Annotated in this window: 18 protein-coding genes; 10 read left to right on the top strand and 8 right to left on the bottom strand. The window is 75.3% G+C overall.

From position 1 onward, the window contains the following. Positions 1 to 5 precede the first annotated feature (5 nt). The 6 genes from egtA (at position 6) to J2S46_RS31920 (ending at position 7811) form a co-directional block, all read left to right on the top strand. Positions 6 to 1469, top strand: coding sequence for an ergothioneine biosynthesis glutamate--cysteine ligase EgtA (egtA, locus tag J2S46_RS31945; RefSeq protein ID WP_307351961.1), 1464 nt, complete (start codon positions 6 to 8; stop codon positions 1467 to 1469). Between the two features lie 92 nt (positions 1470 to 1561). Beyond that, positions 1562 to 2887: an ergothioneine biosynthesis protein EgtB gene (egtB, locus tag J2S46_RS31940; RefSeq protein ID WP_191288306.1), complete on the top strand. Its 1326-nt coding sequence runs from the start codon at positions 1562 to 1564 to the stop codon at positions 2885 to 2887. Beyond that, positions 2887 to 3624 carry an ergothioneine biosynthesis protein EgtC gene (egtC, locus tag J2S46_RS31935; protein WP_191288006.1) on the top strand — a complete coding sequence of 246 codons (738 nt, stop codon included), beginning with the start codon at positions 2887 to 2889 and terminating at the stop codon, positions 3622 to 3624. The genes egtB and egtC overlap by 1 nt, the downstream gene beginning before the upstream one ends. A 143-nt stretch (positions 3625 to 3767) precedes the next feature. Beyond that, complete coding sequence (gene egtD, locus J2S46_RS31930; RefSeq protein ID WP_191288005.1) at positions 3768 to 4739, top strand: L-histidine N(alpha)-methyltransferase; 972 nt, start codon at positions 3768 to 3770, stop codon at positions 4737 to 4739. Positions 4740 to 4863: 124 nt separating this feature from the next. Continuing rightward, positions 4864 to 6345 (top strand): sugar porter family MFS transporter, encoded by a 1482-nt coding sequence (locus J2S46_RS31925; protein ID WP_191288004.1) that lies wholly within the window; start codon positions 4864 to 4866, stop codon positions 6343 to 6345. 173 nt (positions 6346 to 6518) lie between these two features. After that, positions 6519 to 7811, top strand: a complete 1293-nt coding sequence (locus J2S46_RS31920) for a nitric oxide synthase oxygenase (RefSeq protein ID WP_191288003.1) — start codon at positions 6519 to 6521, stop codon at positions 7809 to 7811. A 29-nt stretch (positions 7812 to 7840) separates the two neighbouring features. On the opposite strand, the gene J2S46_RS31915 is transcribed toward J2S46_RS31920, so the two are convergent. Next, on the bottom strand, positions 7841 to 8557 hold the full coding sequence (locus tag J2S46_RS31915) for a TetR/AcrR family transcriptional regulator (protein WP_191288002.1): 717 nt from the start codon (positions 8555 to 8557) through the stop codon (positions 7841 to 7843). Between the two features lie 132 nt (positions 8558 to 8689). On the opposite strand from J2S46_RS31915, the gene J2S46_RS31910 reads away from it, so the two are divergent. From J2S46_RS31910 to J2S46_RS31895, 4 genes are all read left to right on the top strand, one after another. Further along, positions 8690 to 9883, top strand: a complete 1194-nt coding sequence (locus J2S46_RS31910; protein WP_191288305.1) for an acyl-CoA dehydrogenase family protein — start codon at positions 8690 to 8692, stop codon at positions 9881 to 9883. Positions 9884 to 9948: 65 nt separating this feature from the next. Beyond that, positions 9949 to 11136: a thiolase family protein gene (locus J2S46_RS31905; protein ID WP_191288001.1), complete on the top strand. Its 1188-nt coding sequence runs from the start codon at positions 9949 to 9951 to the stop codon at positions 11134 to 11136. Between the two features lie 32 nt (positions 11137 to 11168). After that, on the top strand, positions 11169 to 11927 hold the full coding sequence (fabG, locus tag J2S46_RS31900) for a 3-oxoacyl-ACP reductase FabG (RefSeq protein WP_191288000.1): 759 nt from the start codon (positions 11169 to 11171) through the stop codon (positions 11925 to 11927). A gap of 249 nt (positions 11928 to 12176) precedes the next feature. Further along, positions 12177 to 13568, top strand: a complete 1392-nt coding sequence (locus J2S46_RS31895) for a S53 family peptidase (protein WP_191287999.1) — start codon at positions 12177 to 12179, stop codon at positions 13566 to 13568. Positions 13569 to 13705: 137 nt separating this feature from the next. On the opposite strand, the gene J2S46_RS31890 is transcribed toward J2S46_RS31895, so the two are convergent. The 7 genes from J2S46_RS31890 to J2S46_RS31860 all read right to left on the bottom strand — a co-directional run bounded on the left by J2S46_RS31890 (position 13706) and on the right by J2S46_RS31860 (position 23613). Then, positions 13706 to 16429, bottom strand: a complete 2724-nt coding sequence (locus tag J2S46_RS31890) for a hypothetical protein (protein WP_191287998.1) — start codon at positions 16427 to 16429, stop codon at positions 13706 to 13708. A gap of 302 nt (positions 16430 to 16731) precedes the next feature. Beyond that, entirely contained in the window at positions 16732 to 17310 is a 579-nt protein-coding gene (locus J2S46_RS31885) for a dihydrofolate reductase family protein (RefSeq protein ID WP_191287997.1), read from the bottom strand. Positions 17311 to 17552: 242 nt separating this feature from the next. Then, positions 17553 to 18125: a hypothetical protein gene (locus tag J2S46_RS31880; protein ID WP_191287996.1), complete on the bottom strand. Its 573-nt coding sequence runs from the start codon at positions 18123 to 18125 to the stop codon at positions 17553 to 17555. A gap of 123 nt (positions 18126 to 18248) precedes the next feature. Continuing rightward, positions 18249 to 22187, bottom strand: a complete 3939-nt coding sequence (locus J2S46_RS31875; protein WP_307351952.1) for a LysM peptidoglycan-binding domain-containing protein — start codon at positions 22185 to 22187, stop codon at positions 18249 to 18251. Then, complete coding sequence (locus J2S46_RS31870; protein WP_191287994.1) at positions 22187 to 22663, bottom strand: hypothetical protein; 477 nt, start codon at positions 22661 to 22663, stop codon at positions 22187 to 22189. Before J2S46_RS31870 ends, J2S46_RS31875 begins: the two co-directional genes overlap by 1 nt. A 99-nt stretch (positions 22664 to 22762) precedes the next feature. Beyond that, positions 22763 to 23236 carry a TadE/TadG family type IV pilus assembly protein gene (locus J2S46_RS31865; RefSeq protein ID WP_191287993.1) on the bottom strand — a complete coding sequence of 158 codons (474 nt, stop codon included), beginning with the start codon at positions 23234 to 23236 and terminating at the stop codon, positions 22763 to 22765. Then, on the bottom strand, positions 23233 to 23613 hold the full coding sequence (locus tag J2S46_RS31860; RefSeq protein ID WP_191287992.1) for a TadE/TadG family type IV pilus assembly protein: 381 nt from the start codon (positions 23611 to 23613) through the stop codon (positions 23233 to 23235). Before J2S46_RS31860 ends, J2S46_RS31865 begins: the two co-directional genes overlap by 4 nt. Between the last annotated feature and the right edge of the window lie 8 nt (positions 23614 to 23621).

Below are 23621 nucleotides of genomic sequence, written 5' to 3'. Positions count from 1 at the left end.
GTCCGGTGATACCTGTTCGCCCGAACCGCCCATCGGTCCAGCCGGACGCCGAGCAGCTGCCGAAGGCCGACCCGGCCGCGCAGCCGCCGTCGGCGCAGCGCGCCGGATCCGCTCCGCAGCACCGAGCGGGCTCCTGGTCCCGACCGGACACCCAGGCTCCCCAGGCGGTCACCCCGCTGACGGAGTCGACGGCCGAGAGCCATATGGCCGGTGTCTGCTTCAAGATCGGCCCGCCCCGGCTGGTCGGGGTGGAGGTCGAGTGGTTCGTCCATGACGACCGATGTCCCGAGTCGACCGTCGCACCCGAACGCGTGGCCGCCGCCCTGGAATCGCTGCCGCCGCACCCCGACGGCCCGGTGCACACCGGCCGGCTACTCCCCTCAGGGTCGCTGATCACCCTGGAACCCGGTGGGCAGGTCGAGCTCAGCTCCCCGCCCTCCGACAGCCTCGGCTCCTGCGTCGAGGAGACCCGGCGAGACCTCGCCGTCCTGCGGTCCGCCTTCGCCGCGCAGGGCCTGCGACTCACCGGCACCGGCACCGACCCCCTGGACCGCGACCGCCGGATGGTCCTGGAACATCCCCGTTATCTGGCGATGGAACGATTCTTCGACCGGGGCGGCCCGTGGGGCCGGATCATGATGACCGGCACCGCCTCCGTCCAGGTCTGCGTGGACGCCGGCTCCGAACTGGGCCCGCACGCGCTGCACGACCGCTGGCGGCTGGCCCACCTGCTGGGTCCGGTCCTGGTCGCGGCCTTCGCCAACTCCCCACTGCTGGACGGCAAGCCGACGGGCCACCGGTCCACCCGGCAGACCGTGTGGTCCCGGATGGACCCGAGCCGCACCCTGGCCCCCGGCACGGACGGCGGGGACCCGAGGGCCGCCTGGGCCTCGTACGTGCTGGACGCCGAGGTGCTCTGCATCCGGCGGCCGGACGGACAGCCCTGGACCGCGCCCGCGGGCCTGACCTTCCGCGACTGGCTGCGCGGCGGCGGCGACCGTCCGCCGACCTGGGCCGACCTGGACTACCACCGCACCACGCTCTTCCCGCCGGTCCGGCCCCGCGGACACCTGGAACTGCGGATGATCGACGCGCAGCCGGGCGACGGCTGGGTGGTGCCCGCCGCGCTGACCGGCGCGCTGTTCGACGACCCGGTCGCCGCCGACGCGGCCCTGGCCGCCCTCGAACCGCTGGCCGCCGTCGACGGCACACCCCCGCCGAGGAGCCCGGTCTGGCAGCGCGCGGCCACCCAGGCGGTCGGCGACCCGCAGTTGCGACGCGCCACCCTGGCCTGCTTCGCCGCCGCCGACGCCGCCCTGGGCAGGCTCGAAGGAGCCGGCCGACTTCGCGGCGCCGTGGCCGAGTTCGCCGAGCGCTACCCGGCCCGCGGCCGCTGCCCGGCGGACGACCAGCTGGACGCCCTGCGCTCCGGCACCCGACTCTCACCCCCGGAGGCCGCACCGTGCTGAACCACGACACTGACCCCGGCAGCAGGACGCTCGGTACCAGGACCCCTGACGGCACGGCCCCCGGCGGCAGGACGCCCGACGGCGGCCGCCCCGTGAGCGCGGGCTCCCCCGGCACCGAGGATCTGCGGGAGCTGATCGCCACCGAGCTGATCGCGGCCCGCGCCCGCACCGCGGCCCTCACCGACTGCGTCGAGGAGCCCGATCTCACCGCCCAGCACTCGCCGTTGATGTCGCCGCTGGTGTGGGACCTCGCCCACATCGGCAACCAGGAGGAGCTCTGGCTGCTGCGCAACGTCGGTGGCCGGGATCCGATGCACCCGGAGATCGACCCGCTCTACGACGCGTTCGAGCACCCCCGGGCCGAGCGCCCGAGCCTGCCGCTGCTCCCGCCGCACGAGGCCCGGGCGTACGCGCACGAGGTGCGCGGGCGGGTGCTGGACCTGCTCGCCGCCAGCCCCCTGGAGGGCCCGCCGCTGCTGACCGACGGCTTCGCCTTCGGCATGGTCGCCCAGCACGAACAGCAGCACGACGAGACGATGCTGATCACCCATCAGCTGCGGCAGGGCCCGGCGGCATTGGCCGCCCCGGCGCCCCCGCCGGCCCCCGCCGACGCCGCCGCCCTGCCGGCCGAGGTGCTCATCCCCGGCGGCCCGTTCCGGATGGGCACCGACACCGAACTCTGGGCGCTGGACAACGAACGCCCCTCCCATGAGATCGAGTTGGCCGACTTCCTGCTGGACACCACCCCCGTCTCCAACGCCGCCTACCAGCGGTTCATCGCCGACGGCGGTTACCAGGAGCCCCGCTGGTGGACGCCCGAGGGCTGGGAGCACCGCACCCGGGCCGGGCTGGTGGCACCGCTGTTCTGGAGCCGGGACGGCGGCCAGTGGCTGCGCCGCCGGTTCGGGGTCGTCGAACCCGTCCCCGGCGACGAGCCCGTGCTGCACGTCAGCTGGTACGAGGCGGACGCGTACGCCCGGTGGGCCGGACGGCGGCTGCCCACCGAGGCCGAGTGGGAGAAGGCCGCCCGGCACGACCCGGTCAGCGGCCGCTCGCGCCGCTACCCCTGGGGCGACCGGGCACCCGGGCCGGAGCACGCCAACCTCGGCCAGCGCCACCTGCGCCCGGCGCCCGTCGGCAGCTACCCGGACGGCGCCTCGCCTTACGGGGTCAGGCAGTTGATGGGTGACGTCTGGGAGTGGACGGCGAGCGACTTCCGGCCGTACCCCGGATTCCGGGCCTGGCCGTACAAGGAGTACTCGGAGGTGTTCTTCGGCCCGGAGTACAAGGTGCTGCGCGGCGGCTGCTTCGCGGTGGCGCCGGTCGCCTGCCGGGGGACGTTCCGGAACTGGGACTACCCGATCCGGCGGCAGATCTTCGCCGGGTTCCGCACCGCCCGCGACCCGGAGCGACGCTGATGTGCCGTCATCTGGCCTACCTGGGGGCACCCGTGGCCCTGGGCGAACTGATCGTCGAGCCGCCGTTCGGGCTCCACCGGCAGTCCTGGGCGCCCCGGATGCAGCGCCACGGCACCATGAACGTCGACGGGTTCGGGGTCGGCTGGTACGCGGACGGCGACCCGGTGCCGGCCCGCTACCGCCGGGCCGGACCGATCTGGGCCGACCCGTCCTTCGCCGACCTGGCGCGGGTGGTACGCAGCCGTGCCGTGCTGGCGGCCGTCCGCTCCGCGACCGAGGGCTGTGCGGCCGGCGAGGCGGCGGCCGCACCGTTCGGGGCCGACGGCTGGCTGTTCAGCCACAACGGCGCCGTCCAGGGCTGGCCGGACAAGCTCGACGCGGTCGCGGCCCTGCTGCCGCCCGCCGAACTGCTCTCCTTGGAGGCCCGCAGCGACTCCGCCCTGGTCTGGGCGCTGGTGCTGCACCGGCTGAGAGCCGGCGCGGGCGCCGGCGAGGCGCTGGCCGCGACCGTCCAGGACATCGCCGCCTGCACGGACGCCCGGCTGAACCTGCTGCTGACGGACGGCCGCACTCTCGCCGCCACCACCTACGGCGACACGCTGTTCCGGCGCAGCCGCCCGGGCCACAGCGTGCTGCTCGCCTCGGAGCCCGCCGACGACGGCCCCGAGTGGGCGCCCGTCCCGGACCGCTCCCTGGTGCTGGCGACCACGGAAGGCGTGACCGTACGCCCGCTGTGACCGTCCGGCCCGGGCCCACGGATCACCCGTCGCAGGCGCCCCGGAGACCGCACCGCACCCCGATCCAGGCGCTCCAGGCGCCCGAACACCCCGAACACCCCGCCGCACCCACCCGTGCATCCGACCCGAGAGGACGAGCCACCATGCAACCCTTCGATCTCACCCGTCTGCTGCCCGCCGACCACTTCAGCCAGGCCCTGCGCCACGACGTGCAGCACGGTCTGACCTCCGAACCCAAGTGGCTGCCGCCGAAGTGGTTCTACGACGCCCGGGGCAGCGACCTCTTCGAGGAGATCACCCGGTTGCCCGAGTACTACCCGACCCGGGCCGAGCGGGCCATCCTGACCGAGCGGGCGGGCGAGATCGCGGCCGCCTCCAAGGCCCGGACGCTGGTCGAGCTGGGCTCCGGCTCCTCGGAGAAGACCCGCCTGCTGCTGGACGCGCTGCACGAGCTGGGCACCCTGGATACGTACGTGCCGGTGGACGTGAGCGAGAGCGCGCTGACCGCCGCCGGGCAGGCCCTGGCCGAGGAGTACCCGGAGCTCAGGGTGCGCGCGGTGCTCTCCGACTTCACCGCAGGCCCCGGGCTGCCGCCGGACGGCGGTCCCCGGCTGGTGGCCTTCCTCGGAGGCACGCTCGGGAACCTGCTGCCGCCGGAGCGGGCGGAGTTCCTGTCCACCCTGCGCGGCATGGTGGACCACGGTGACTCCCTGCTGCTGGGCACCGACCTGGTGAAGGACCCGGCGGTGCTGGTCGCCGCGTACGACGACTCGGCCGGGGTGACGGCGGAGTTCAACAAGAACGTGCTGAACGTGCTGAACCGGGAGCTGGCGGCCGACTTCGACCCGGCGGCGTTCGAGCACGTGGCGCTCTGGGACGCCGAGCAGGAGTGGATCGAGATGCGGCTGCGCTCCCTGCGCACCCAGACCGTGAAGATCCCGGCGCTGGACCTGCCGGTGCACTTCGAGGCGGGCGAGGAACTGCGTACGGAGGTGTCGGCGAAGTTCCGCCGGGATCGGGTCGCGGACGAGTTGGCGGCGGCCGGGTTTCGGCTTTCCCGATGGTGGACAGACGAGGCCGGCAGGTTCGGGCTTTCACTGGCCGAGCCGGTGTAACCGGCGCCGTATGTTCAACACCTGAACGTAAGGATGCCGGGTCCTTACCAGTTTGAGCTTGCTGTTTCGATTCATACGAACATATCTTGAACGCGCGTTGCGGCAACCCGGCCGCAAAGTGTTCATGCTATGCAGGCTCAGTGTTGAGCACCGGGAGAGAGATTCCGTGACCGCCACCCAGTCGTCAGCCCGGCCCGGCCCGGCACCGGAGGCTTCGGCCCCGGCCCCCGACCGCCTCGGCTTCGTCGTCTTCATCACCGCCGCGGCCGCCCTCGGCGGGTTCCTGTTCGGCTACGACAGCTCCGTGATCAACGGCGCCGTCTCCGGCATCCAGGACAGGTTCGGTGTCGGCGACGGCGTGACCGGCCTGATCGTCTCCTCCGCGCTGCTCGGCTCGGCGGTCGGCGCGGCGCTGGCCGGCCGCTTCGCCGACCGGTACGGGCGGATCAGGGTGATGAAGGCGGGCGCCGTCCTCTTCGGGATCAGCGCCGTCGGCTCGATGATGCCCTTCGCCGCCTGGGACCTCGCCCTGTGGCGGGTCCTGGGCGGTGCGGCGATCGGCATCGCCTCGGTGATCGCCCCGACCTACATCGCCGAGGTGGCGCCGACCCGCTACCGGGGGCGGCTCGCCTCCTTCCAGCAGGCCGCGATCGTGCTCGGCATCGCCGTCTCGCAGCTGGTCAACTGGGTGCTGACGGAGTCGGCCGGCGGTGACACCCGGGGGCAGCTGCTCGGCCTGGAGGCCTGGCAGTGGATGCTCGGCGTCTGCGCCGTCCCCGCCGTGGTCTACTTCGTGCTCTCCTCGATGATCCCGGAGTCCCCGCGCTTCCTGATCTCGGCCGGGCGGCTCGACGAGGCCCGCTCGGTGCTCAAGGAGGTCGAAGGCCCGACGGCCGACACCGACGCCCGGATCACCGAGATCCAGGGCCTGATCGCCTCCGACCACCGGCCCCGCTTCAAGGACCTGCTGGGCGGCCGCTTCGGCCTGCTGCCGATCGTCTGGACCGGCATCGGCCTGTCGGTCTTCCAGCAGCTGGTCGGCATCAACGTGATCTTCTACTACTCGTCGATCCTCTGGCAGTCCGTCGGCGTCGACCAGAGCAACTCGCTGCTGATCAGCTTCTCCAGCTCGATCATCAACATCGTCGGCACCGTGATCGCGATCCTGCTGGTCGACCGGATCGGCCGCAAGCCGCTCGCCCTGGTCGGCTCGGCCGGCATGGCGCTCTCGCTGGGCGCCTGCGCCTGGGCCTTCTCCTCGGCCACCGGGAGCGGGGACGACGTCGCCCTGCCCGACCTGCAGGGCACCGTGGCGCTGGTCGCCGCCAACGCCTTCGTGCTGTTCTTCGCGATGTCCTGGGGCGTCGTCGTGTGGGTGATGCTCGGCGAGATGTTCCCCAACCGGATCCGGGCCGCGGCGCTCTCGGTGGCCGCGTCCGCGCAGTGGATCGCCAACTGGGCGATCACGGTGTCCTTCCCGTCGATGGCGGGCTGGAACCTGTCCGCGACGTACCTGGCCTACGCGCTCTTCGCCGCCGGGTCGATGTTCTTCGTGGCCCGGTTCATGAAGGAGACCAAGGGCGTCCGCCTGGAGGACATGGGCTGACCCGCCCCACCGGCAGGCGCCCGCCAGATCCTCCGGGACACCCCCGGGACGAGCGGGCGCCGCCACGGCCCTCGCACCCTAGCGTCATTCGCCGGGGGCGGGGGCCGATTCGTTCACTCTCTGCGGCCGGGGACACACATCCGGTACTCCTGGAGGCCTGGGAGGGATGATTCTTGATCTTCAACCGGCTCCGCACCCGCAGACCCGTTCCGACGGGCGCATGCCCGTACGGCCACACCGCACCGGCCACCGGCACCCCGTCCGCCGGCACCCCGCCCACGGGCCGTCCGTCGGCGGGCGGCCCGTCCGGCGACGGACCCTCCGCCGGCGCTCCGGCGACGCACACCGCCCCGGCCGCGGCGCCCGTCGCCACGCCCCCCACCTTCACCGACCCCCACCAGGCCACCGCCTTCCTGCGCCAGTTCCACCAGGAGCGGCCGGGAGCGGGCGGCGCCGGGCCCCGCCTGCGCCAGGTGCTGGACGAGATCGACCGCACCGGCACCTACGAGCACACGCCCGAGGAGTTGGCCTTCGGCGCCCGGCTGGCCTGGCGCAACGCCGCCCGCTGCATCGGGCGGCTGTACTGGCGCAGCCTGGTGGTGCGCGATCTGCGCCGTCTCTCGGCGGCCGACGACATCGCCGAGCAGTGCTTCGAGCATCTGCGGCTGGCCACCAACGACGGCCGGATCCGGCCGGTGGTCTCGGTGTTCGCCCCCGACCGGCCCGGCCGACCGGCGCCCCGGATCCTCAACCAGCAGCTCGTCCGGTACGCGGGCCACCCGGCGCCCGGCGGCGGGTGGACGGGCGACCCGGCGGGGGCGCAGCTGGCCGCGCGCGCCCGCGACCTGGGGTGGAAGTGCGGCGAGGAGCCGTTCGAGGTGCTGCCGCTGCTGGTGCAGGAACGCGCCGGGGCCCGTCCCGAGTGGTACGAGGTGCCGGACGACGCCGCGCTGGAGGTGCGGCTGACCCACCCGGACCACGGCTGGTTCGCCGAGCTGGCCCTGCGCTGGTACGCGGTGCCCGCGATCAGCGACATGACCCTGGAGATCGGCGGGGTGCGGTACCCGACGGCGCCGTTCAACGGCTGGTACATGGGCACCGAGATCGGGGCCCGCAACCTGGCGGACGCGGACCGCTACAACCTGCTGGCCGAGGTCGCCGGGCGGCTCGGGCTGGACACCTCCAGCGAACGGACGCTCTGGCGCGACCGGGCGCTGGTGGAGCTGAACGTGGCGGTGCTGCACTCGTTCCAGGAGGCCGGGGTGACGATGGCGGACCACCACACCGAGTCGGAGCGGTTCCTCAAGCACATCGCGCAGGAGAAGCGGCTCGGGCGGCCCACCCCGGCGGACTGGAGCTGGATCGTCCCGCCGGTGTCGGGCGGGCTGACGCCGGTGTACCACCGGTACTACGACCCGGTGGACCCCGCGCTGCGCCCGGCCTTCCTGGCCCGCGAGCCGTGGTGACCCGCGCGCGCCCGCCCGGGCGGGCACCGTCAGCCCCGGCCGGGCCCTGAACCGGGCGCGGGACCGGGGTCGACGGTACGCAGGTAGCGCAGTTCGAGGCCGTCGAGCAGGGCCTCCAGGCCGGTCTCGAAGGCGCCCTCGTCGATCGAGCGGCGGTGCTCCGCGAGCAGGTGGGCCTCGCCGAGGTGCGGGTACTGCGCCGCGTACAGTCCGGCGTCCTCGGGGAACCCGGCGGCGAACGAGGCGAGCGCGGAGCCGGTGACGAAGTAGCGCATCAGGGCGCCGATCCGGGTGGCCTGGCCGCGCGGCCAGCCGGCGTCGACCAGGCAGCCGAAGACGGCGTCGGCCAGCCGCAGCGCGTTCGGCCGGCGGCCCGGACCCTGGGCGAGGACGGGGACGATGTTGGGGTGGGCGGCCAGCGCCGCGCGGTAGGAGCGGGCCCAGTCGCGCAGCGGGGTCCGCCAGTCCGCGGGGCTGGCGGCAGCGCCGGGGCCGCCCGCGTCCCGGGTCTCCGCGGCACCCGGGCCGAACATCGAGAGGTCCACCTCGCCCATCACCGAGTCGACCACCGCGTCGAGCAGCTCGTCCTTGGTGGCGAAGTGGTTGTAGAGGGAGGGGCCGCTGACCGAGAGCTCGGTGGCCAGCCGGCGGGTGGACAGCGCGTCCAGGCCCTCGGCGTCGGCCAGCGCGAGAGCTGCCGCGACGATGCGGTCGCGGCTGAGCAGTGGCGTGCGCGGGCGGGCCATCGTCGGTTCCTCCGGTCGGGTGGGCGGACACGCCCTGGGCGGTCATTCTCGCAGGCGGCCCTTCACAGATCGGCCGGGGCGGGTTAGAGTCCGAAAAAACTTGCACCGCTAGTTTAACGGATGGACGCCCCCATGAACCTGGAGCTCACCGAGGAGCAGACCGCCGTCCGCGCACTCGCGGCAAGCTTCACCGACCGCGAGATCGTGCCGTACGCCGCCGCCTGGGACCGTGCCGAGTCCGTGGACCGCTCGATCATCGGGAAGCTGGCCGGGCTCGGCTTCCTGGGGCTGACCATCCCCGAGGAGTACGGCGGCAGCGGCGGCGACCACCTGGCGTACTGCCTGGTCCTGGAGGAGCTGGGCCGGGGTGACTCAGCGGTGCGCGGCATCGTCTCGGTCACGCTCGGCCTGGTCGCCAAGTCCGTGAACGCGTACGGCACCGAGGAGCAGAAGCGGCAGTGGCTGCCCGCGCTCACCTCGGGCCGGGCCCTCGGCTGCTTCGCCCTGACCGAGCCCGGCACCGGTTCGGACGCCGCCAACCTGACCACCCGGGCGGTCCGCGACCGGCCTGGGGGCGCCTCCCGCCCGGAGGGCGGGGGAGACTGGCTGATCAGCGGCTCCAAGATGTTCATCACCAACGGGACGTGGGCCGACGTCGCCCTGGTCTTCGCCCGCACCGGCGGCGACGACCCGGAGCTGGCCGGCCACAAGGGGATCACCGCCTTCCTCGTGCCGACCGACCTGCCCGGATTCACCCGCACCGAGATCCACGGCAAGCTCGGGCTGCGCGGCCAGGCCACCGCCGAACTCGCCTTCGACGAGGTCCGGGTGCCGGACAGCGCCCGGCTGGGCCCCGAGGGCAAGGGCTTCACCGTGGCGATGGCGGCCCTCGCCAAGGGCCGGATGTCGGTGGCCGCCGGCTGCGTCGGGATCGCCCGGGCCTGCCTGGAGGCGGCCGTGCGGTACGCCGCCGAGCGCGAGCAGTTCGGCCGGCCGATCGCCTCGCACCAGCTGGTCCAGGAGCTGCTCTCGGACATCGCGGTGGACCTGGACGCGGCCCGGCTGCTCACCTGGCGGGTGGCCGACCACATCGAGCGCGGGCTGCCCTTCGGCACCGAGTCCTCGGTCGCCAAGCTGTTCGCCGGCGAGGCCGCCGTCCGGGCCGCCAACAACGCGCTGCAGGTCTTCGGCGGGTACGGCTTCATCGACGAGTACCCGGTCGGCAAGTACCTCCGGGACGCCCGGGTGATGACCCTGTACGAGGGCACCAGCCAGATTCACAAACTGCTGATCGGGCGCTCGCTGACCGGCGTCAACGCCTTCTGAGGCGGGCCCGACCGCCGCCTCCTGACCCCCACCCCCGACCGTTCGACGTAGAGGAGCCCGACGAAGTGCGTCCCGTCTACTTCGCCGCCGCCCGCCGCACCCCCATCGGGCGGCTGCGCGGCGCCCTGTCCACCGTCCGGCCCGACGACCTGTCGGCCGCCGTGCTGCGCGGCCTGCTGGCCGACGTGCCCGGCCTCGACCCGGCCCGGATCGACGACGTCTACTGGGGCGCCGCCAACCAGGCCGGCGAGGACAACCGCAACGCCGCCCGGATGGCCGTCCTGCTGGCCGGACTGCCCGAGACCGTCCCCGGCGCCACCGTCAACCGGCTCTGCGCCTCCGGCCTGGAGGCCGTCAGCACGGCGGCCCGGGCGATCGGCTCCGGCGAGGCCGAGATCGTGGTCGCGGGCGGCTGCGAGTCGATGAGCCGCGCACCCTTCGTGCTGCCCCGCCCGGACGAGGCGCTGCCGCACAAGCTGGAGACCTTCGACACCCGGCTCGGCTGGCGGATCACCAATCCCCGGATGCACGAGCTGCACGGCGTGCTGAGCATGGGCGAGACCGCCGAGGAGGTGGCGAGCCGGTACGGGATCACCCGCGAGCGGCAGGACGCCTTCGCGCTGCGCAGCCACCGGCGGGCCGCCGCCGCGCGCAAGGACGGCCACTTCGACGCCGAACTGCTGCCCGTCGTCCGCCCGGACGGTGTGACGGTCGGCCAGGACGAGAGCATCCGGGAGGACTCCTCCCTGGAGCGCCTCGCCAAGCTCAAGCCGGTGTTCCGGGACGGCGGGACGGTCACCGCCGGCAACGCCTCGCCGATGAACGACGGCGCGGCCGCGCTGCTGCTGGTCAGCGAGCAGGTGCTGGCGGAGCTGGGCCTGGAGCCGCTCGGCCGGTACGCCGCCGGGGCCTCCGCCGGGGTGCATCCGGACGTGATGGGCATCGGGCCGGTGCCGGCCACCCGCAAGGTGCTCGACCGGCTGGGCTGGAGCGTCCAGGACGTCCAGGAGGCGGAGTTCAACGAGGCCTTCGCCGCCCAGGCGCTGGCCTGCGTGGACGAGCTGGGCTTCGACCCCGAGCTGGTGAACCCGTCCGGCGGGGCGATCGCGCTCGGCCACCCGCTGGGGGGATCCGGCGCCCGGATCCTCACCACCCTGCTGCACCGGATGCGCCGCACCGGGGCCCGGCGCGGCCTGGCCACCATGTGCGTGGGTGTCGGCCAGGGCACCGCCGTACTCGTCGAAGCACTCTGACCACTCCGATCACTCCGAAGGGGCATCAGCACATGAGCAGGTTCTCGGACAAGGTCGCCGTCGTCACCGGCGCCGCCCAGGGCATCGGCGCGGCCACCGCACTGCGGCTGGCCGAGGAGGGCGCGACGGTCGCCGTCCTCGACCTGACCGCCGAGCGCGCGCAGGCCACCGTCGACACGATCACCGCCAAGGGCGGCACCGCCCGGGCGTACGGCTGCGACGTGGCGGACCACGCGGCGGTCGAGGCGGTCTTCGCACGGGTCGTGGAGGAGCTCGGCGGGCTGCACATCCTGGTGAACAACGCCGGGATCACCCGCGACAACCTCTTCTTCAAGATGCCGAAGGCGGACTGGGACGCCGTCCTGTCGGTCAATCTGACCAGCGCGTTCAACTGCGCGCAGGCCGCGCAGGCGTACATGGTGCGGCAGAAGTACGGCAAGATCGTCTCGCTCAGCTCGCGCTCGGCGCTGGGCGCGCGGGGGCAGGCGAACTACGCCGCCGCCAAGGCCGGCATCCAGGGCCTGACCGCCACCCTGGCGATCGAGCTGGGCCCGTACAACATCAACGTCAACGCGGTGGCGCCCGGCTACATCGCCACCTCGATGACCGCGGCCACCGCCGAGCGGGTGGGCTCCACGCCCGAGGACCACCAGGCGGAGGTCTCGGCCCGGACGCCGCTGCGCCGGGTCGGGCAGCCGGAGGAGATCGCCGCGGTGGTGGCCTTCCTGGCGAGCGAGGACGCCTCGTACGTGAGCGGCCAGACCCTGTACGTCAACGGCGGGGCGCGCTGACAGCCGCACGGAAGGCCCGGCGGCAGGGGGATGTGACTACTTGTCGACATGACCGTGCGTCGGCCTGACTGTCACACAAATGGCTGGTCCCGGTGGTCCATGACCGAACCCGGGGCCAGCCTTTACCTAGTCCGGTGGCCTGGAGCGGTCATGCCAGGAGTACCAAATGACTATGGCATGATCATGTTCTGATCGATGGGATGGCCGGACCGACCCCAGCAGGCCGGACCCTCCGTCCCAAGGAGTTCCATGGGCACCTCCCCCGCCACCGCGGGCACCCGCCGCTCCGCCACCGTTCGCGCCCTCGCGCTGCTCGCCGTCGGGGCCACCGCCCTCGGTACCGGCGGCGCCGGAGCGACCGGCCTCGCCGCCGGCCCGGCCGCCGGGAGCCGGCAGCCCTCCCCGCACGTCCGCCCCGCCTCCAGCGGCCACATCACCGCCGCCGGCCGGGTCGCCCCGCTGCCGACCTCGCAATGCGTCACCGAGATCGGCATCCACTGCTACTCCCCGCTGCAGTACCGCACCGCGTACAACCTCGAGCCGCTCTACCGGCAGGGGATCACCGGCAAGGGCCGGACGATCGTGATCGTGGACTCCTTCGGCTCGCCGACCATCCAGCACGACCTGGAGGTCTTCGACCAGCAGTGGGGCATCCCCGACACCCAGGTCGAGGTGGTGAAGTGGGGTGAGGTCCCGCCGTTCGACCCCACCAACCCCGACCACACCGGCTGGGCCGGCGAGAGCACCCTGGACGTCGAGTACGCCCACGCCGTCGCCCCCGACGCCCACATCATCCTGGTGGAGACCGGCGTCGCCGAGACCGAGGGCGTCACCGGCCTGCCCGAGATGATGGACGCCGAGAAGGCGCTCATCAAGGCCGGGAAGGCCGATGTCGTCTCGCAGAGCTTCGGCGCCACCGAGAACACCTTCCCCGGGTACGACAAGGGCGACTTCAAGTCGCTCACCGACCTGCGGTACGCCTTCCAGTACGCCGCCGCGCACGACGTCACCGTGCTGGCCGCCTCCGGCGACGCCGGCGCCACCGACTACCAGGCCAACGGCCAGGACCTCTACCCCTACAAGGTCAACTCCTGGCCGTCCTCGGACCCGCTGGTCACCTCGGTCGGCGGCACCCAGCTGACCCTGGACGACACCGGGAAGCGCACCGCACCCGACAAGGTCTGGCACGACGACTACGGCGCGGCCGGCGGCGGCGTGTCCGGCGTCTTCTCGCGCCCCTGGTACCAGACCGGCGTCGCCAAGGTCACCGGCAACCACCGGGGCACGCCCGACATCAGCATGAGCGCCGCCGTCGACGGCGCGGCCTGGACCTACGAGTCCTACGACCCGACGCGGGTCGGCTGGCACCTCACCGGCGGCACCAGCGAGGCCACCCCGATCTTCTCCGGCGTGGTCGCCCTGGCCGCCCAGCTGGCCGGGCACCGGCTCGGGCAGCTCAACCCGCGGCTGTACGGGCTGGCGCTCGCCCCGCAGCAGTTCAGCGGCATCGTCGACGTGGCGGCGGGTGACAACTCCTGGGACACCGTCACCGGGTACCAGGCCGCCAAGGGCTACGACCTCGCCTCGGGGCTCGGCACCGTCGACGCCACGCGCTTCGTGCACGCCCTCGCGGGGCGCTGACCACGCCCGTCGCGGGACGGCACCCCGTCCGACGGTACGGCACACCGTACGACCGGCCCGGCCGGGTGGCTCCGCGCCGCCCGGCCGGGCCCTCGTGCTGCGCGGCCGGGCTGCCGGCCGGTGAGGCCGCCCGCCTGTCACTCGGCGGGCGACGCCGCCAGCTGGGCCAGGTAGCGCTCGGCGGCGCGCAGCTTGCGGCCGTCCGGGCCCGGCAGGTAGGCCCGGAGCTCGATGATCTCCGGTGCCACTTCGAGAGCCTCGGCACGGTCCGGGATCGCCCGCCAGCAGGCTTCGGCGTTGGTCGCGGCCTGCTGGGTCTCGGGGTGGTCAGCGCCCTGGGACCGCAGCAGCACCAGCGCGACCGCCCGGTACAGTTCGGCCGCCTCGCCCGGACGGCCCGCCAGCCGGGACACGTGCGCCCGTACCTGACGGACCTGCAGCACCGGCGCCGCGGTCGGCCCGTGGGCCACCACCGTCCGCTCCTCCAGGGCCAGGGCGAGTTCGGCCGCGGCCGCGTGCTCGCCGGCCTCGGCGCTGCGGACGATCCGACCGATCGCCTCGCGGTAGTCGTCCGGCAGGGCCGGGCGGTCCTCGGCGGGGGCCTCCGGTGCGGGGGCCTCCGGTGCGGAAGCCTGCGGTGCGGAAGCCTGCGGTGCGAGGGCCTCCGGTGCGGCGGGTTCGGCCGGCGCCGGGGCCACGACCGGCGCGGCGGGGGGCGCGGGGGCGGCCTCGGGCGCCGGCGTGCCCCAGAGCGAGTTCTGCGGCGCCGCCACGGGCTCCGGCGGGGGCACGGCCAGCCCGGTCAGGGTCGGCTGAGCGGTCGCCGCCGGGTCGACGGCCGCGGCTGCCCAGGGCGAGGCGGTCTCGGACACCGGCTCGGCCGCCGCCGACAGTGCCTCCAGCAGGACGGCGCCGGGCCCGCGCTTCGCCAGGGTGACCGGCCGGGCGGCGGGTTCGGGGGCCTCGTCCACCGAGAGCGGGACCTCGGCGGGGACGGCGGCCACCGGCTCGGACTCGGCCGGCTCGGGCTCCGTAGCAGCTTCGGGGGCCGCTTCCGTGACCCGTTCCGGCACGACGGCCGGCGGCGCGGTGGCTTCCGTGGCCGGGACATCGGCCACCGGGGCATCCGCGGCGGGAAGCTCCGGGGCGGGACCGGCCTGCGCCGGGGCGTCCTCGGGCGTCCAGGTGGTCCTCTTCCGGAGCGTCACCGGCCGGGTCCCGGCGGGGGCCACCGGTGAGCCGTCCCCCTTGCTGAGGCTGACCGGCGGCGCGTCCGTCGGCACGCGACCGGCCGCCCCGCCGGGGCCGGGCACGTCAGCCGTGGCCCCGGGCGGACCGGCGACGTCGTCCGGCGGGCCGGGCCGGGTGCCGGGCTTGTCCAGCACGACCCGCGGGGTGTCCGCGGGCACCCCGGCCTGCTCGGGGAGCGGCTTGTCGAGCCGGACCCGCACGTTCGGCGCGGGCGGCGGCGCGGACGGCGCCGCCTCGGGGGACGTCCCGCCGCCGGGCGGCACGGGGGCGTCCCGGCGGGCCGCCGGGCGCGGCTGGACGGCGGCCGGGCGCGGGCCCTCGTAGGCCACCGCGTCGATCGCCGGGGCGTTCTCCGTCCGGCGGGCGGTGTTGCGGAACACCGGCCGGTCGGGGGCGTGCGAGCTGAGGATCACCACGTCCGGGCGCAGCACCGAGTAGACCTGCTGGCGCAGTTGCTCGGGGGCCAGCACCGCGTCGGCGCCGGGCCGGCCGCCGTGCAGGGCCTCGATCAGGGCCCGGGTGAAGGTACCGATCTGCTCCGGGTCGGGGCTGACCACCGCCCACAGCGGAATGCCGTCGGTGAGCGGCGAGATCTGGGTCTGCAGCTGCGGCCAGGCCTGCTGGTCGGCGCTCAGGTCGGCGATGACCAGGGTCTGCCAGTCACGCGGACGGTGCTGCAGCTCGGTGGCCACGGCCTGCCAGGACAGGCCGTCCTGCCGCACCGAGCCCGGCTTGGAGTCACGCAGCGTCAGGTAGAGCTGGCCGCCGCGCTTGTCGGCCACCAGATGGCCGCCGAGGTGCACCAGGAGCGGGCCGGGGTGCCGCGAGGCGGCGCGCAGGTGGGCGAGCACGGTCTGCGGGTCGTTGGCCCCCGGCAGGTGCACGGCGTCCACGGCGTCGGCGGCGAGCAGAATCTGCGGGGACACGGCGGCCAGCATCGCCGACAGGACGGGTGCCTGGTTGGCCCCACCACGTCCCCAAGGGCGTCGGCCTGACGTGCCGTAGCCGCCCTCGACGACCAGGATCCGGCCACGCGGCGCGGCGCCCAGGCCGCCGGGCGCCGGCGCGGGCCCGTTCGACCAGGGGGCCGGGCCGGACACCGGCCCGCCCGCCGGAGCGGGCGCGGGGGCGCCGCCCACCGGCCCGGGCGCGGGAACGGGCGCCGGTACGGGACCGGGCGCGGCCACCGGTCCCGGCGGCGAGGCCGGGTTGATGACCGGCATGGTCACCGTCCAACCGGTGGAGGGCTGGGCGGGCGGCGCGGCCGGGGGCGGCGGGGCCTGCCCCGGCAGGCCCGGCTGGTGGGCCTGGGCGGGACCGGCCGGGGCCGGCTGCGGCTGCGGCTGGAACTGCCCGGGTACGCCAGCCGACTCCGGCGCCTGGTCGAACGGGCCCGGCCGGGCCGTCCGGCCGGGCCCGTCGAACGGACCCGGTGCATCGAAGGGCCCCGGTGCGTCGAAAGGGCCGGGTGCGTCGAAGGGCCCGGGAGCGTCGTGGGGGCCGGCCGACGCGGCCGCCGGCACCCCGGCGGTCTCCCGCCCGGCAGCGCCGATCCGGGGCAGCCGGGCCGTGCGCTCCGCCTCAGGATCGTCGTCCGTGAACGCGGGCATCCTCGTGGTCTCCTCCACGGAGGCCGGGCCGCCGGCCCACGGGCCACCGCCTCCCGGACCGTCCGGACCGCCGGGCATCACTGTTGCGTCCGACACCGCTGGTCACCACCCCGCCCCGCCGCTGCCGCGGCGTCAGCCCGTCCACCGTGGTGCCGGTCGTCCACCACTCCCGTTGCGCCACCCTACGGCGTCCGGGCTCGACCGATCCAGGCCGGGTCGGCGATGGCGCAGGCCGGGCCCGGTCACGGTGCCCCGAGTCCCGCCGGCCCGCGCCCTGAAGGGCCGGAAGGGCCCGCACGGAGTCACCCCGCCGCGGACCCGTCGGCCGTCCGGTAGTGCAGCAGCACGACGCCGTTGCCGAAGGCCTTGGTGTCGATCAGCCGGAGCCCGATCCGGTGGCCCGGGTCGTGGATGAACCGCCGGCCCTGCCCGATGACGACCGGGTGGACGTAGATCCGGTACTCGTCGACCAGGCCCAGCCGGACGAACTCGGCGGCGAGGTCGGCGCCGCCGAGCACCAGGTCCCCGCCCGGTTCGGCCTTGAGCACCCTGATCTGCTCGGCCGTCACCTCCCGGCGGATGGTGGTGTTCCAGGCGGCCTGTTGCAGCGTCCGGGAGAACACGATCTTGGGCATGTCCCGCCAGATCGCGGCGAACTCGGCCGTCGGGGCGCTCACCGACGGGTCGGCGTCCGCGGTCGGCCAGTAGCCGGCCATCAGTTCGTGGGTGACGCGCCCCTCCAGGAAGCCGCCCATCACCTTGAGCTGCTCGTTGAAGTGCCGGTGCAGCTCGTCGTCGACCAGGTGCCAGTCGATCTCCCGGTCGGGCCCCTCGAAGTAGCCGTCGAGGGAGACCGAGACGAACAGGACGATCTTTCTCATCGCGGTCCTCACCGGGGGGTCTGGGGTCGTGGGACGTACCGGCTCGCGGGTACCGGCTGCGGAACGTACCGACTGCGGGACGGGCCGGCTCGCGACCCGCAACCCCGCGGCCGACCGGCTCCCTCGCGCCGCGACCGGCTCGCGCGGTCGGTACCGGGCCACGGCCGCGACGATACGCCGGGCCGGCCGGCGTGACCGGCAGGGAGCAGGTCCGACACGCCAGGCCGGGGCCGGACGCGCCGTCAGAGCATCCCGACCACGGCGGCGGCCGCCGCGCCGAGCCCCGCGCCGGCCGCGGTCTGCGCCACCGTGTGGTATTCCAGCGCCACCCTGGTCCAGCAGACGACGGCGACCACGGCGTACCCGGCGAGCCACCAGGGCGAGTGGACGACGGCCAGCATCCCGACCACGGCGGCGGCCACCGCGCAGTCCACGCTGATCTTCCAGACGGTGTTCACCGCCAGCAGCACGACGGTCATCGCCCAGAGCGCCAGCATCGCGGCCCGGATCCCGCCGGGCGCGCCACCGGCCGTCATCAGCGCCGTCCCGCTGCCGATCGAGCCCAGGACGACCAGGAAGATCGGCGCCCGCTGGGTCCGGTCGACCACGTGGCGGTCGCCCCAGGTGCCGCGTCGGCGCTCCCACTCGATGTAGGACGCCGGCACGATCCCGGCGCACAGCGCGCCGAGCAAACCCCACGGGACGCCCGTCCAGTCCCCGGCCGCGGCCAGACCGACGGCGGGCATCCCGGCGAGCAGGACGTTCCGGGGCTGGAGCACGTCGGTGACGACGCGCGCGGTGGTGGTGTCGGTCATGGGCAGGACCATCTCAGAACCGGACCGCCCACCGGCCGCGAGGGTGGGGTCCAGGACTTCCCGTGGCGCGGGCGAGGCCGGCCCGGCGCCGGGGAGCGGTCACCGCTCCCCGGCGCCGGGGCGTCACGAGCCGGAGAGCAGGTCCCGGAGCAGCGCCACGGTGTCGGCGTCGAGCTCGCGGCCGGTGCGGCGGCTGAGGGCGTCGAGGCGGTTGACGGCGCGGACCAGCTGGTCCCGGGCGCCGGCCGAGGCGTACGCGTAGAACAGGTCCCGGTGCAGGAGTTCGACGTCCGGGGCGACCGCCAGGCCCCGGAAGACGGCTGCCTCGGCACTGCGGTGGTCGCCGTACTGGAGCCGGCGGGCGGCGAGTTCGTGCGCGGTGTCGACGATCGCGGCGATCATGTCCTGGCGCTCGGCCTCCGCCCAGCCGAAGGCGGCCGGCGGTGCCTCGGCGAACGGCGCGCCCCGGACCAGGGCCAGCGCGTGGGCGAGCGCCGCGTCGGCGGTGGCGCTGGTGCTGCGCATCCCCCGGCGGTAGAGGCTGCGGAACTCGTCCCAGTCGCAGGTGACGGTCGGGGCGAAGGCGTACCCCTCGGCGGTGTCCGTCCGCAGGAAGGCCCGGCCGTCCTGCGAGCTGCCGAACCAGGCCGCCAGGTCGGCGAGTTTGGCCGGCAGCGGGGTGCTCGGGCCGTCGCCGTGGCCGCCCGCGGGGTGCGGTTCGAGGTGGGCGGCGCCCGGGTGCAGGTCGTGGTCGAGGGCGGTGTGGTCGGCACCCGGACGCAGCGCCAGGTAGGCGGCCAGCTCGGTGAGCCGCAGCAGCGCGGCGGGCTCGGCGGGGCCGGCCGCGCCGATGACGTCGGCCGGGCCGAGCAGGCGGATCCGGGGCGCGGTGCGGGTGGCGTGCGCCTCCGGCGAGCGGAGGATGGCCAGCAGGTCGTCCGCGTCGGAGCGGACCGAACCGGGCCCCGGACGGGCCGGGGTGTGCGGCTCGGAGGCGGCGGGTGCGGGCGCCGGGTCGTGCGTGGGCGCGGGCTCGGGCTCGGGCTCGGCCGGGGCGGCGCCCGGATCGGCGGGGGCTGTCTGCCCCATGGGCAGCGGAGCGGTGGGGGGCAGCGCGGCCGTGGGCGGCAGAGCGGCGGTGGGCGGAGCGGCGGCCGGGAACGTCCCGGGGCCGGGCGGTTGCGGCGAGGGCGCGGGAGCTTCGGGCGCCGCCGGCGGCACCGGGAGGACCGGCTGGACGGGAGGCGTCTTGTCGAAGCTGGGCCCGGCGGCGGGTACCGGGTTCGTGCCCTGGGCGGGCACCGGTGCGCCGGCGGTCGAGGGTCCGGCGTTGCTCACCCGGCGGCCCCGGCCGTTGATCCCGGCGCGGCCGCCCTGCGCCGGGGGGACGGTCCCGGGCTCGCCGGGTGCGAAGGCCTGGCCGGGGCCGGGCGGCGCGAAGGCTCGACCGGGCCCGGGCGGGACGACGGGCAGCGAGGCGCCGGTGGCGAGCGGCGCGGCCGGGTCGGTGCCGGCGAACGGGCTGACGCCGGTGCCGATCACCCGGGCCAGCAGCCGCGGGCCGGCGGCGGCCTCGCCGGAGCCGGAACCGGCCCCGACGGCGACCAGCACCGGTACCGGCAGCGGCAGTTCGGTCGGTTCGAGGTCGACGCCGGGGCCGTCGATGGTCCAGGCGGGCGCCGGGTGCTGGGTCTCGTCGCAGGAGGAGCGCAGGAGTTCCGCGACCTGGTCGTACTGCCGGCCGGTCAGGCGCTGGAGTTCCAGGCCGAGGTGCAGCCCCGGCAGGGTGGTCTGGCCGGTGCTCGGCAAGGTCCAGCGGGCGACCGGGCCGGTGCCGCGCTCGGGCGCCCGGGTGATCACCGCGACGCAGGTCCGCGGCCGGGCGTCGAGCAGCCGGCCCAGCTCGGCGGGGATGTTGCCGCCGGGCTGCTGGGCGCAGAGCACGATCTCCGGGATCCAGGACTCGTCGGCGGCGCCGCGGCTGCGGGCGTCCCGGGGGCTGGTGGCGTCGGCCGCCACCAGGGTGGCGCGGGCCTTGGCGGTCCGCGGGCCCAGGGCCGTCAGCGCGGCCTCCAGGCTCGGGTGCCGGTGGATCCGCTCCGCGGCCGGGCCGGCGATCGGCAACTCCTCCGCGAGGTCGACGAGATGGAGGTGGAGGCGGTCGGCGAGCGGGCTGTGGGCCAGTTCGAGCGCGAGGGTCCGCAGCACGTCGCGGGCGTCGTCGGGGTGGCCCGAGAGGTGCAGCAGCCGGACGGTCTCCAGATCCGCCAGCACCACCGACCCGTCCGGGGAGGTGCCGAGGGTGACCAGCGCCGGGTACGGCGAGGCGGTCTTGCCGGCCTGGCCGGCCGAGAGCAGGTCGGAGGCGTCCTCCGGGCACCACCAGACGTTGGCGGCGTGCGCGGCCCGGAACGGCGCGATGGGGGTGGCGGGGGCGGAGAGGTGCAGTTCGACGGTGCGTCCGGGGGTGACCCGGGCGGCGACCAGGGCGGGCAGCCGCTTGCCGGACCGGACGGTGTTGCGGGCCATGGTGCGCAGGGCGCGGTTGAGCAGGTCCAGCCCGGTGGCGTCCTGGCGGGCCTTCAGTTCGGCCTCGAAGGCCGCGGCGGGGGCCGCGGGCAGGGCGACCCGGTGGCGCGGGCGGCGGGCCCGCTGCTGGCCGCCACGGCGACGGGCCACCGTACCGATCATGATCGCGGCGAGCAGGACGCTGACCGTCGAGGTGGCGAGGGCGACGGTGTAGTCGTCGCTCGGGGCCGGCGCCTTCTTCGGGTCCGCGTCGGCCGCCGGGGCCTGGGCCGGGGCTCCCGGGGCCTCCGCGGCCGGGCTCGCGGTGGCGGGAGCCGGGGTCGCGGGGGCCGGGGCCGGCGGGGCCTCGGCCGCCGGGGTGGTCGGAGCCGGCGCGGCGGGGGCCGGCGTGACCGGGGCAGGGGGCGCCGGGGCGGGCGCCTGCGGGGTGGGTGCGGTCTCCAACTCCGGTGCCTGGGAAGGCGGCTGGACGGGCGCGGGCTCGGGTACGCCCGGCACCACCAGGACCATCCCCGGCACGACCTCGTCGGGGTCGCTCAGCCGCTCGCCGTCGGGAGCCTGGACGCCCTTGTTCGCCTCGAAGAGCTGCGGCCAGGCCTCGGCGCTCCCCAACTCCCTTTCCGCGATGGCGGAGAGGGTGTCCCCCTCGGCCACGGTCACCCTGGCGTGCCGCCCACCGCCCGGCTGCGCGCCCTCCGCCGCCGGCTGCGCGGGGGCCGGCGCGGCCGCGGGGGCCGGCGGGGACTGCTCGTCCGCTTTGGCGTCGGCCGGCATCAGCAGCTTCCAGCCGGGCTGGATCGGCCGGTCCGCGTCGAAGCGGAGCCCGGAATCGTCCATCACCCGGCCGTCGTTGAGCTTGGCGATCTCCGTCCAGCGCGAGCCGGAGCCGAGCTGGCGCTCGGCGATGGACCAGAGACTGTCGGCCGGCCGGCTGTCCCGCACGGTGTATCCGGCCTGCGGCTCGGCGGCCGGCGCCAGGGCCGGCGCGGCCTGCGCGGCCGGCAGCGCCGCGTACTGCGGCCCGGCCGTCAACTGCGGTGCGGAGACCACGGCCTGGGAGCGGTCGGGGGTGGCGGCGAAGGCCGAACCGGCCACCGGCAGCAGGGCGATCACCGAGCCCACGAGTCCGGCGGCGATCCGCTGGCTCCAGCCGAACGCCGGGATCCGGCGGGCGATCCGGCCGCGCAGCTGCGCCGGGATCTCCAGCAGCACGGAGAACGCGAAGCAGGCCCAGCCGAGCCAGCCGACCACGACCAGCAGCCAGAGGAACAACCGGCCGTCGTCGGGGCTGGTCAGCGCCTGCCCGAGGCCGTCGGGCGCGAGGTCGCCCATCCCGGCGACCGCCGTGGTGCCGTACAGCAGCACGGCCGGGAGGCCGAGCAGCAGGACGACCAGGGTGAGCAACGCCACGAGGGCGCCGGCCACCGCGCCGACGCCGCCCCGGCGCCGGCCGCGGGACGGGGGCGCCGGCCTTCGGCCGGGCGGTGCCTGGCGGTCCGTACGGGCGTGGTTCTTGGCACGTGGCGCGGCCATCAGCCGTTCTCCGCTTCCTTGACTCCGTGGACGAGGAGTGCGCTGCCCCTGCCCGTGATCCCCCAGCCGCCGGACGGCACCAGGTCGAGCAGGGCGGGTTCGTAGGTGGCGTTCACCGTGACCACCACCCTGGTTCCGCCGTCGGCGAGTTCGGCGTGTCCGCTGCCGCCGACCAGACGGCAGGTGCCGAGGTAGGCGTCGGCGGCCCGTTGGACGTACTCCTGGCGGACCTTGAACCCCTCGCCCTCAAGGACACCGGCCTCGTCCAGCTGCTGGCCGGCCGCCCGGGCCGCCTCCTGGGCACAGGCGTCGGTCCGCTCGACCGCGCGCAGCCGCCCCCCGGCGTCGACCACGATGCCGATGACGGTGACGAACCCCGTGGCGACCACGGCGACGAACAGCGAGATGCTGCCGACGTCCGGCCCTCCCCCGCGGCGGCCGCGCCACGGCCCGGTCCGCCGCTCGCGGCCCGGCACACCCTGACCCGCCTGCCCACCCGGTCTCCCCGGCTTCCTCGGTCTCTCCGGTCTGCGGAGCATCGTTTCCCCACCCCCACGTGCGCTACACACTTCTGCCTACTGTCCTCGGTACCGGTCGACGACCGAGGTGAACTCACCGCGCAGGGCCTTGGTGCCGGGCAGGCCCGGCACCAGCACGTCGCGCAGGCCGATCTCGCACGTCACGGTCGCCACCATGGTGGCGACCGGGCCGGCCGGCGTCTCCAGGACGCCCCGCTCCAGGTCGATCCCGAGCACCTGGCAGGACACGCCGTCCTGGCGCAGGACGCGGTCCGCCGCGGCCCGGGCGGCGGTGTCGACGCCCCCGGGCTCGCGGGTGATCGAGGCGGTCCGAGCCGCCGCGCGCGCCGCCGCCTCCACCGTGCTGCCGGCGGTCTGGATCCGTCCCGCCGCGATCGCCAGCAGGATGAAGGTGAGCAGCGCCGGGACGAGGATCGCCGCCTCGATGGCCGCGCTGCCCCCGTCCGGCCGGCGGCCGCTGCGGCCCGCCGGCCCGTACCGGAACGGCCGTGGGCCGCGGGGGCGGCTCACGAGGCACCCGGCCGCGGGACGAACCGCTCGCGCGGCGCGGAGGCGTGCTGGGTGAAGTCCGGCGTGGGGACGCCCGGGATCAGGAAGCGCGGCGTGACCACCACGGTGACCTGGATCAGCTCGGGCGAACTCCCGTCCGTGCTCACCGACCAGCTGCCGAGGACGCTCCCCTCCCGGCCGAGGAAGTCCCTCGCCTGGCGCACGGCCGCGTCGTTCTTCGCCTCGTCGGTGGCGGGGCCCTGCAGCCGCCCGGCGTCCACGCCCTCGCGGGCCGCGACCAGCGCGACCTGTCGGGCGTACCACCACATCGATCCCTGCACGACCAGCATGACAAGGAACAGCACGACCGGGAAGACGACGGCCAGACTGAGGCTCATCGCTCCCC

Source organism: Kitasatospora herbaricolor (genome assembly GCF_030813695.1).
Taxonomy (GTDB): domain Bacteria; phylum Actinomycetota; class Actinomycetes; order Streptomycetales; family Streptomycetaceae; genus Kitasatospora; species Kitasatospora herbaricolor.
This window is presented reverse-complemented; position numbering and strand designations above follow the sequence as displayed.

Excerpts from the sequence above, each read along its gene's own strand:
- egtC (WP_191288006.1), top strand. The coding sequence starts at position 2,887 with ATGTGCCGTCATCTGGCCTACCTGGGGGCACCCGTGGCCCTGGGCGAA.
- egtD (WP_191288005.1), top strand. The coding sequence starts at position 3,768 with ATGCAACCCTTCGATCTCACCCGTCTGCTGCCCGCCGACCACTTCAGC.
- J2S46_RS31925 (WP_191288004.1), top strand. The coding sequence starts at position 4,864 with ATGCTATGCAGGCTCAGTGTTGAGCACCGGGAGAGAGATTCCGTGACC.
- J2S46_RS31915 (WP_191288002.1), bottom strand. The coding sequence starts at position 8,557 with ATGGCCCGCCCGCGCACGCCACTGCTCAGCCGCGACCGCATCGTCGCG.
- J2S46_RS31910 (WP_191288305.1), top strand. The coding sequence starts at position 8,690 with ATGAACCTGGAGCTCACCGAGGAGCAGACCGCCGTCCGCGCACTCGCG.
- fabG (WP_191288000.1), top strand. The coding sequence starts at position 11,169 with ATGAGCAGGTTCTCGGACAAGGTCGCCGTCGTCACCGGCGCCGCCCAG.
- J2S46_RS31895 (WP_191287999.1), top strand. The coding sequence starts at position 12,177 with ATGGGCACCTCCCCCGCCACCGCGGGCACCCGCCGCTCCGCCACCGTT.
- J2S46_RS31890 (WP_191287998.1), bottom strand. The coding sequence starts at position 16,429 with ATGCCCGCGTTCACGGACGACGATCCTGAGGCGGAGCGCACGGCCCGG.
- J2S46_RS31885 (WP_191287997.1), bottom strand. The coding sequence starts at position 17,310 with ATGAGAAAGATCGTCCTGTTCGTCTCGGTCTCCCTCGACGGCTACTTC.
- J2S46_RS31880 (WP_191287996.1), bottom strand. The coding sequence starts at position 18,125 with ATGACCGACACCACCACCGCGCGCGTCGTCACCGACGTGCTCCAGCCC.
- J2S46_RS31875 (WP_307351952.1), bottom strand. The coding sequence starts at position 22,187 with ATGGCCGCGCCACGTGCCAAGAACCACGCCCGTACGGACCGCCAGGCA.
- J2S46_RS31860 (WP_191287992.1), bottom strand. The coding sequence starts at position 23,613 with ATGAGCCTCAGTCTGGCCGTCGTCTTCCCGGTCGTGCTGTTCCTTGTC.